This is a genomic window from Ensifer sp. 2TAB8 (genome assembly GCF_052115125.1).
In the GTDB taxonomy this organism is placed as follows: domain Bacteria; phylum Pseudomonadota; class Alphaproteobacteria; order Rhizobiales; family Rhizobiaceae; genus Ensifer.
The window spans coordinates 318,753-325,950 of sequence record NZ_JBFRGB010000004.1 but is presented as its reverse complement, the minus strand read 5'-3'; the positions used below and the strand labels follow the sequence as shown (position 1 = coordinate 325,950).

General features: G+C 63.8%; 7 protein-coding genes. All 7 read right to left on the bottom strand.

Annotated features, from left to right (window positions below; all coding sequences use genetic code 11):
- Positions 1-779 (bottom strand): sulfate/molybdate ABC transporter ATP-binding protein (locus tag AB4Z53_RS11005; RefSeq protein WP_441595823.1); only part of this gene is annotated, 779 nt, incomplete at its 3' end.
- Between the two features lie 13 nt (positions 780-792).
- Positions 793-1,650, bottom strand: a complete 858-nt coding sequence (gene cysW / locus AB4Z53_RS11000) for a sulfate ABC transporter permease subunit CysW (RefSeq protein WP_441595835.1) — start codon at positions 1,648-1,650, stop codon at positions 793-795.
- 22 nt (positions 1,651-1,672) lie between these two features.
- A complete protein-coding gene (gene cysT / locus AB4Z53_RS10995; RefSeq protein WP_441595822.1) occupies positions 1,673-2,533 on the bottom strand; it encodes a sulfate ABC transporter permease subunit CysT in 861 nt (286 codons plus the stop codon).
- Positions 2,534-2,651: 118 nt separating this feature from the next.
- Complete coding sequence (locus AB4Z53_RS10990; RefSeq protein ID WP_441595821.1) at positions 2,652-3,689, bottom strand: sulfate ABC transporter substrate-binding protein; 1,038 nt, start codon at positions 3,687-3,689, stop codon at positions 2,652-2,654.
- A gap of 326 nt (positions 3,690-4,015) precedes the next feature.
- Positions 4,016-5,074, bottom strand: coding sequence for a D-TA family PLP-dependent enzyme (locus AB4Z53_RS10985; RefSeq protein ID WP_441595820.1), 1,059 nt, complete (start codon positions 5,072-5,074; stop codon positions 4,016-4,018).
- A 104-nt stretch (positions 5,075-5,178) separates the two neighbouring features.
- Positions 5,179-6,264, bottom strand: coding sequence for an ABC transporter ATP-binding protein (locus AB4Z53_RS10980; protein WP_441595819.1), 1,086 nt, complete (start codon positions 6,262-6,264; stop codon positions 5,179-5,181).
- Positions 6,261-7,196, bottom strand: coding sequence for a PfkB family carbohydrate kinase (locus tag AB4Z53_RS10975; protein ID WP_441595818.1), 936 nt, complete (start codon positions 7,194-7,196; stop codon positions 6,261-6,263). The genes AB4Z53_RS10980 and AB4Z53_RS10975 overlap by 4 nt, the downstream gene beginning before the upstream one ends.
- Positions 7,197-7,198 lie beyond the last annotated feature (2 nt).

The window sequence follows — 7,198 nt, the reverse complement described above, 5'->3', positions numbered from 1 at the left end:
CCGATCGGCCGGTCCTCGAACCAGATCTCGCCGTTCGAGAGCGTGACCGAGAGGCAGTTCGACTGGCCGATGAAGCCGAAGACGAAGGGCGAGACCGGATGGTCGTAGATCTCGTCGGGGGTGCCGACCTGCTCGATCGTGCCCTTGCTCATGACGACGACCCGGTCGGCCAGTTCCAGCGCCTCCTCCTGGTCGTGGGTGACGAAGATCGTCGTGTGGCCGGTGCGGTCGTGGATCTCGCGCAGCCACTTGCGCAGTTCCTTGCGCACCTGGGCGTCGAGCGCGCCGAAGGGCTCGTCGAGCAGAAGCACGTTGGGTTCGACCGCCATGGCGCGGGCCAGCGCCACGCGCTGGCGCTGGCCGCCGGAAAGCTGCGCCGGATAACGCTTGTCGAGGCCGGAGAGCTGCACGAGGTCGAGCAGGTCGAGCGCGCGGCTGCGGATCTCGGCGGCCGGCGGCCTTCGGTTGGCCGGACGCACCTTGAGGCCGAAGGCGACGTTGTCGAGTACGGTCATGTGGCGGAAGAGGGCATAGTGCTGGAAGACGAAGCCGATGTTGCGCTGCTGCACCGTCTTTTGCGAGGCATCCTCGTCGCCGAAGTAGATCGTGCCGCCGGTCGGGCTTTCGAGACCGGCAACGAGACGCAGCAGCGTCGTCTTGCCGGAGCCGGAGGGGCCAAGCAGCGCGATCAGCTCGCCGGAGCGGATATCGAGCGAGACGTCGTCGAGCGCCGGGAAGCGGCCGAATTCCTTGCGGATATTGTGAACGCGCACGTCCATAGCGTTTGACCTTTCAGTGCCTGCGGCTGGCGGCGATCTCGGCGCTGTAGCGGATCTCCAGCGCCGTCTTCAAGATGAGGGTGATCAGCGCCAGCAGCGCCAGCAACGCCGCCACCGCGAAGGCGGCGACGAAGTTGTATTCATTATAGAGGATTTCCACCTGCAACGGCATGGTGTTGGTCTCGCCGCGGATATGGCCGGAGACCACCGAGACGGCGCCGAACTCGCCCATGGCCCGGGCGTTGCAGAGCAGAACGCCGTAGAGCAGCCCCCATTTGATGTTGGGCAGGGTCACATGCCAGAAGGTCTGCCAGCCCGACGCGCCAAGCGACAGCGCCGCTTCCTCGTCGCTACTGCCCTGTTCCTGCATCAGCGGGATCAGTTCGCGGGCGACGAAGGGGAAGGTGACGAAGACGGTGGCAAGCACCAGGCCCGGCACGGCAAAGAGGATCTGGATGCCGTGGCTCTGCAGCCAGGGACCGATCAGGCTGTGCGAGCCGAACAAAAGCACGAAGACGAGACCGGAGATCACCGGCGAGACCGAGAACGGCAGGTCAATCAGCGTCGTCAGGAAGGCCTTGCCCTTGAACTCGAACTTGGCGATCGCCCAGGCGGCGGCGACGCCGAAGACGAGGTTGAGCGGCACGGCGATGGCCGCAACCGTCAGCGTCAGGCGGATCGCCGAGAAGGTCTCGGCATCGCCAAGCGCTGCGATGAACTCGGCCGGCCCCTTGCGCAGCGCCTCGGTGAAGACGGCGGCGAGCGGCAAAAGCAGAAACAGCGCGACGAAGGCCAGCGCCGTGATCGTCAGCGTCAGCCGGGCAAAGCGGCTTTCCGAGGTTGCCGCCTGCAGCGGCCTGGCTGCGGGCATGGTTCCAGCGCCGGCGGTCAGATCATGCGACATAGACATATCTCCGCCGGCTCCAGGCCTGGATCGAGTTGATGAGGAGCAGCATGGCGAACGAGATCGCCAGCATCACCGCGGCAATGGCGGTGGCGGCGGCGTAGTTGAACTCTTCCAGCCTGATGACGATCAAAAGCGGGGCGATCTCGGAGACGTAGGGCAAGTTGCCGGCGATGAAGATCACCGAGCCGTATTCGCCGACGCCGCGGGCAAAGGCGAGCGCAAAGCCGGTGAGGCCGGCCGGCAGCAATCCCGGCAAAAGCACCCGGCTGATCGTCTGGAAGCGGCTGGCGCCAAGGGTGGCTGCTGCYTCCTCCACCTCCTTGTCGATCTCCTCCATGATCGGCTGCACGGTCCTGACGACAAAGGGCAGGCCGACGAAGATCAAGGCGACGACGATACCGGCGGGGGTGAAGGCGATCTTCAACCCGAGCGGCTCGATGAACTGGCCGATCCAGCCGTTCGGGGCATAAAGCGTCGTCAGGGCAATGCCGGCGACCGCGGTCGGCAGCGCAAAGGGCAGGTCGACCATGGCATCGATCACCCGCTTGCCGGGGAAGCGATAGCGCACCAGCACCCAGGCGAGGATGACGCCGAAGATCAGATTGATGATCGCCGCAAGAAAGGCCGTGCCGAACGAGATCTTCAGCGCGTTCAACGTGCGCGGATCGAGCGACAACGCCACGAACTGCGACCAGCCCAATCCGCTTGCCCGAAACACCAGGCCCGACAACGGGATCAACACGATCAGAACCAGCCAGCTCAGCGTGATCCCGAGCGACAACCCAAATCCAGGCAAAACACTCGGCTGGCGAAACCGCCACGGCGCAGTCTTCGTCGCTTCCGTCAATGGCACTACCTTTGTAAAGCTCGCGAAACGTTATCGACCGTGCTTCCGGCCAATGGCCGAACGCGGTTCAAGCGAAGACGCGCGGCCGGATTGCCCGGCTGCGCGTCTCAGGTCGTTCTTACTGGCCCGGCTTGTACAGCTGGTCGAAGACGCCGCCATCGCCGAAGAATTTCGGCTGGGCTTCCTTCCAGCCGCCGAAGTCTTCGATGGTGACGAGCTTCAACTCGCCGAAGCGGGCGATATCGGCCGGATCGGCTGCCGCCGGCTTGAACGGCCGGTAATAGTGCTTGGCAGCAATCTTCTGGCCGGTATCGCTGTAGAGATAACCGAGATAGGCTTCCGCCACCTTGCGCGTACCCTTGGCATCGACGTTGCCATCAACGAGCGCCACCGGTGGCTCGGCCTTGATCGAGATCGACGGCGTCACGATCTCGAACTTGTCGGGACCGAGTTCCTCGAGCGACAGGTAGGCTTCGTTTTCCCAGGCGAGCAGCACGTCGCCAAGGCCACGCTGGACGAAGGTCGTCGTCGCGCCGCGCGCGCCGGTGTCGAGTACCGGAACGTGCTTGAAGAGCTCCGTCACATATTCCTGCGCCTTGGCATCGTCACCACCATTGGCGGCCCGGCCATAGGCCCAGGCGGCCAGGAAGTTCCAGCGCGCGCCGCCCGAGGTCTTCGGGTTCGGCGTGATCACCTGGATGTCCGGCTTCACCAGATCGTTCCAGTCCTTGACGCCCTTGGGATTGCCCTTGCGCACGAGGAAGACGATCGTCGAGGTGTAGGGCGCACTGTTGTTTTCGAATTTCGATTTCCAGTCCGCCGGGATTTTGCCGGTTTCCTTGGCGATCGCATCGATATCGGCTTCCAGCGCCAGCGTGACGACGTCAGCCTGCAGTCCGTCGATGACCGAGCGGGCCTGCTTGCCCGAGCCGCCATGCGACGTCTGGATCGTCACGGTCTCGCCGGTGTCTGCCTTCCACTTCTCAGCGAAGGCAGCATTGAAATCCTTATAGAGTTCACGTGTCGGATCATAGGACACGTTCAAGATCGTCGTGTCGGCAAACGCAACACTCGCAGCTCCCAGCTGCAGGCCCCCGAGCACAATTGCCAGTCCCACCATTCCGGTAATTCGTCCAAAGACCATTTCGACCTCCATCGGTTACCAGATAAAACTATCAATTTAATCGACTGCTACAACGCAAACAGATGGCACACGAGGCGGCAAACGGGAAATGTCCTATCGTTCTCGCCGCCTTTTCGGGAACGGTTTGCCTGCAACCGCCCAATGTGGCCCGTGCCGGCCCGTCAGGACCATTACATGGAGGGCGCCATGCCGCTGTCCAGTGGAGGCGCGTCGATTCTCCTTTCGGCCGCTTGAGTGAACGCTCGTCGGCAAGCCTTCAGCCCCCACATCCAAGGCGAATGCGAGGTGCCCGGGCGAACCCAGGTTATTTGCAGAGTAGAGGTCTCTATGACGCGGGGCTAGAGTACGTGGCCGCGGGCAACGATCGGCCAGGTGCCTTTCAGCGCGTCGCCTTCGACGATATGGACGGCGTCAACCATGTTGGTCACGACGCAGGCATGATTGGGCACGACGCGGAGCTGGTCGCCTACCTTAAGGTTGATCGGGCCGTCGGTAACGAGACGGCCGTGTTCTTCCGAGAGCTGGTCGATGCGGATGTCGTCGCGGCCGAGCACGTGGCCGTAGCCGGTGAGCCCCAGCAGGTCGGAGGTCAGCACCTTGCTGCCGGCGTCAATGATCGCGCGGTTTTCGGAGGGGACCGAGACGACGGTCGCAAGCACAGTCAGGGCGCAATCGTCCCAGCCGGCGACATCGCGCGAGACCAGCGAGCGGTCGTTGTAGATGTAGGTGCCTGGCCGGTACTCGCTGGCAACCGGGGCGCCGGCGGCATGCATCATGCTGGGCGTGCCGCCCGAGGTAATGGCGGGGACAGTGATGCCATCGGCCTCGATCAGTTGCTTCGCCTCGGTCATGAAGGCCTGGACTTTCCCTTCGCCGTTTACGGGTGGATAGGTCATCAGGCCACCGAAGACGAGCCCCTTCGCATCTTCGATCCGGCGGGCAAGCCTGGCTGCTTCTGCCGGGCTGCCGACGCCGCAACGATCGGCGCCGGTGTTGCACTCGACGAACACGCGAAGCGGCTTGTCTTTTCCTGCGAAATAGCCCGCAAGCCCATCGATGACCGTCTCGCTGTCGGCGACGACGGCAAGCGCGACGCGGCCATTGAGCCGCTCTAGCCGCGCCATCTTGGCTTCGCCGAGAATGTTGTAGGTGATCAGCACATCCTTGATCAGGTCGCTGCCTTCAACCATCGCTTCCGCTTCGGTGACCTTCTGGCAGGTGATGCCGACGGCGCCGGCCTTAAGCTGAAGCTCGGCCATCTGCGGCAGCTTGTGTGTCTTGATGTGCGGGCGGACGCGAATGCCATGTTCATCGGCATAGGCCTGGAAGCGCTCGATATTGCGCTTGGCAATCTCGAGATCGACGAGAACGGCCGGCGTTTCGATCGACAGGGGCATCGCGGTCACTTCCTCTTATCGCACGGGACAACCTGTGATGAACGATTCTCACAAGAAGGAAAAGCCGTTGCTAAAGCAATCCCGACCGTCGCCCGCAGGCACTGTCAGTCTTTCGCGAGCGACCGGCCGCTGTCGGGATCGAAGAGATGTAGGGCATCCGCTTCGATCGTGAAGGCGCGTTCTTCACCCGAAAGGACCGAACTGCGCGGCGGCAGGCAGGCGGTGAGGCGCTGGTCGCCGATCCGGGCGGTGGTAACGAGTTCGGGTCCGGTCAGTTCCACCACCTCGACGCGGGCCCTGAATAGCGGCGTCGGCTCGCTTCCGGCAGCAAGTTGCAGCGCTTCCGGACGAATACCGGCTTTGACGCGCTGACCCTCGGAGACGACGTTGCGCAGCCGTGCCGGCAGGGCGATCGCGTGGCCGTCGCCGTCGATCTTCAGCTGACCTCCCGCGACGGTCGCATTCAGGATGTTCATCGGCGGCGAGCCGACGAAGCCGGCGACGTAGAGCGTGGCCGGGCGGTCGTAGATTTCTTCCGGCGTGCCGAGCTGTTCGATCCGCCCGTCGCGCATGACGGCGATGCGGGTCGCAAGCGTCATCGCCTCGATCTGATCGTGGGTGACGTAGACGACCGTCGTCTTCAGCATCTGGTGCAGGCGCTTGAGCTCGGTGCGCATCTCCATGCGCAGCTTTGCGTCGAGGTTCGAGAGCGGCTCGTCGAAGAGGAAGACCTGCGGATTGCGGACAAGTGCACGGCCGATGGCAACGCGCTGGCGCTGGCCGCCCGAGAGCTGGCTCGGCTTGCGTTCGAGCAGGTTTTCGATCTGCAGCAGCTTTGCCGTTTCCTTCACCGCCTTCTCGCGCTCAGCGACCGGGACCTTGCGCATCTCCAGCCCGAAGCCGATGTTCCGCGCGACGCTCATGTTCGGGTAGAGCGCATAGGACTGGAACACCATGGCGATGTCGCGGTCCTTCGGATGCGCGCCGAGAATGGAACGGTCGCCGATACGGATGTCGCCGCCGCTCGGCTCGGCGAGCCCGGCGATGATGTTGAGAAGCGTGGACTTGCCGCAGCCGGACGATCCGAGCAGCACCAGGAACTCGCCGCTCTCGAGATCGATATCGATGCCCTTCAGCGTCTCGACCTCGCCATAGCGCTTGTGAATGTTCTCTATGGCAAGTGCGCTCATGCGCCGGTCTCCTGAAGGTAGGACGAAAGCGGTTGGCCGTAACTGCGCGGCAGGGTGGATATCGCCTCGGAAGCGATGGCGACGCCGGTCGAGAGGCAGGCTTCCAAGGGCATCTCGGCGGCAAGTGCCGCCAGGAACCCTGCATTGAAGACGTCGCCGGCGCCGATCGTATCGACCACGGTGACCACGGGTGCCTCTGCCGACGAGATTCCGCCTTCCGCATCGATCGCGATGGCTCCATGCGGTCCGCGTTTGACGACGACGATCGCGCCCTCGGGCATGTGCTTCCGCAGTTCGTGAGCCGCCTCGGTCGGGTCGGCCAAGTCGGTCAGCGTGGTCGTTTCGACCTCGTTAAAAAGGGCCAGCCGGCAGCGCTTCAACCAGCCGACAGTCGCCGCGCAGTTCGTCTGCGTCCAGCCGTCGAGCGGCCAGCCGGTGTCGAGTGCCACCGCGATCTCTTGCGCATCGGCCCAGTCGAAGAAGCGATCATAGTCCGCCGTCAGCGCGTCGGTCAGGAATGAACCGGTCAGAAGTGCGTAACCGCCGCGCAGTTTCTCACCGTCGAGCATGGCGCGCACTTCTTCGAAGGTGAGCAGCGGCAGGTGCCCGCGGGTCGTGAAAAAGGTGCGCTCTCCGTCCGGATGGGTGATGCCGACGGAGAGCGTCGTTCCGACATTTTCGACCGGCCAGGATTTGGACCGCTCAGGGAACGCTTGCCTCAGCCAGGTGCCGAACTGGTCGTTGCCGACATTGGCGGCGATCGCATAGTCGACGCCGAGCGAATCCCAGGCGAGCGCGCTGTTGCCGGCGCAGCCGCCGACACGCAGCTCGTCGTGATCGACGATGATTTCGGTACCGGCCTTGGGCCAGGGGGCCGCCGGCCCGAGGATGAGATCGACATTGGCATTGCCGACCACGGCAAGAGGACGCATCG

Bases quoted from the DNA above. Each gene is read 5' to 3' on its own strand.
- AB4Z53_RS10985 (WP_441595820.1), bottom strand. From the start codon at position 5,074: ATGCCCCTGTCGATCGAAACGCCGGCCGTTCTCGTCGATCTCGAGATT.
- AB4Z53_RS10975 (WP_441595818.1), bottom strand. From the start codon at position 7,196: ATGCGTCCTCTTGCCGTGGTCGGCAATGCCAATGTCGATCTCATCCTC.
- cysW (WP_441595835.1), bottom strand. From the start codon at position 1,650: ATGCCCGCAGCCAGGCCGCTGCAGGCGGCAACCTCGGAAAGCCGCTTT.
- AB4Z53_RS10990 (WP_441595821.1), bottom strand. From the start codon at position 3,689: ATGGAGGTCGAAATGGTCTTTGGACGAATTACCGGAATGGTGGGACTG.
- AB4Z53_RS10980 (WP_441595819.1), bottom strand. From the start codon at position 6,264: ATGAGCGCACTTGCCATAGAGAACATTCACAAGCGCTATGGCGAGGTC.